This is a genomic window from Phormidium sp. CCY1219, from assembly GCF_055795085.1.
The window spans coordinates 1-1,813 of record NZ_JAYFEQ010000436.1 but is presented as its reverse complement, the minus strand read 5'-3'; the positions used below and the strand labels follow the sequence as shown (position 1 = coordinate 1,813).

General features: G+C 50.2%; 1 protein-coding gene. It reads left to right on the top strand.

Annotation, left to right across the window (positions count from 1 at the left end):
- Positions 1-350: 350 nt before the first annotated feature.
- Positions 351-869: a DUF3122 domain-containing protein gene (locus tag AC0QH1_RS10205; RefSeq protein ID WP_324630979.1), complete on the top strand. Its 519-nt coding sequence runs from the start codon at positions 351-353 to the stop codon at positions 867-869.
- The last annotated feature ends 944 nt before the right edge of the window (positions 870-1,813 follow it).

The following is a 1,813-nucleotide window of genomic DNA, read 5'->3' as shown; positions in this document are numbered from 1 at the left end:
CTTCATGGGGTGGGCTTTCACCACCATCGACATTCAGTTGTCAAGGTTCTTCCCAGTTTTCCATCGGATTGTAAAGACTTTTGTAAAGAATTGTGAAATTCTCTTAGCCTTCAGTTTTCCGAGGTTTTCGATGGGCTTTTTTGTATCGGTTTATACCGTTTTATTTCGGCCAACCATCAGACTTACCATCCTCTGGGGGGTTCAGCCTTTAGGGGCTGTGTTCCTTGCCCCGCTTACGTTTCCGGAATTTACCATCCACTTTTGCGGGAACGAATCGCACCCGTTATGCACCATTATAAATCATTTTCATGCTATAACACTATATAGTTATTTAAAAAATTCTAAAGCTTATGTGGTGTCGCATCCGACAAATCTTCTCAAAGCTCCTGTTACTGGGCGCTCTGGTGCTTTTGCTGTTCGCCGGAATCTCCTACTTCGCTGCCCCACCGGCGGCGGCGTCAATCCGCCAAACTCAAGAAGCACCGGGTCAAACCCTTTATCAATCTCGTCATAGTCTGCGAGACCGCGCCGGTCATTCTTGGCAGTTAATCCTTTTCAAACGAGTCAAATCCGGTGAAGTCGCCAGCGTCAATCTCCGACTGGTGGGATTCCCCGGGATGGCTGAAGTCGCTCATCCTCAACCCCTACAGATTAATACCGACCAAGGTAAAGTCTTCAGCGCGCCGGATCTGTTCGCAGAGGAGTCCCCCGCTCCTAATGTGGGCCAGTACGACCTCAAAGGAGTATTGCTCCAACTTCCCACCACTCAACCCGCGATTCTCTCGGTTCCCCTGGTGGGCGATCGCTCCCTGGATTTACCCGTTCCCCCTCCGGTCCTCCTGGAATGGCAAACCGTGGCCAATAGCTAAATACCGTGGTTCCCTCCCTTGCGTTTAGGCGATCGCCCCGCTATGAAAGCACTCCGCGGGCGATCGCATCCTTTTGTCCATCTTCTTTCACCCCCCACCCCTTTGAACTCACCCAAACGGAGGAATCCAAGGGACGGTTTTTTCTCCCAGATGAATTAATCTCATAGAACTACTCCTAAAAGTAGATTTTTGCCACCGTTTATCCCCTCCTCCCCCTGTGCATTCTCAACTATAAAATTAATCTAAACGTCCATCGCCCATCTGCTCGGATTTGCTAGAATTAAACACTATGGTGCGAATCGTTCCCGCCAAAGTCAAGGCTGAAATGCCGAAAACGTAAGCGGGGCAACGAACCTAATGCTTAAAGCCAAGGAACCTTGACAACTGTCATCTGGTTGCTAAGGAGGAGGGAAGCGGCCTAGACCGTTACCAAATCTGAGGTCAGCAGGCTCCAGGTCAGAGGAATTTAACAATTCTCGAGAGCAACGGCGTTAGCCACCCCCACTTGCAGGAGTCACGACCCTGTGGGTGAAGCGGGGAACGGAAGGCTACCAGGGTAAGCCAATACCCGATGGAACCGACCACTGCCAAATGCTATCGTCTAGTAACAGCAAATCATCGTCTTGAACCCTCGTAATAATTCAAGCGGCGAAAGTGTGCTGACACGCTGCGCCCAAAATGGGCAAAGGGAAAGGTCAGGGGGTCTACTAACGACTGACACAGACTTGCAAAAGTACCTCGGGGGACAGATGGAGGCGTCGGCATAACACCCCAGATGATTGAACGAGATAACCCGACTAGGACTCTCAGTCAAAAGGTCGATAAAACTGAGTAGTGATAAGTGTAAGCGCAAGTCCTAGACGGGAAGAGATTGAGGAGGAAGCTTTCTGCCTACCTGTAATGGGTATGGATAAGCTGACGGACTCAGGCCAACCAAACTGTAA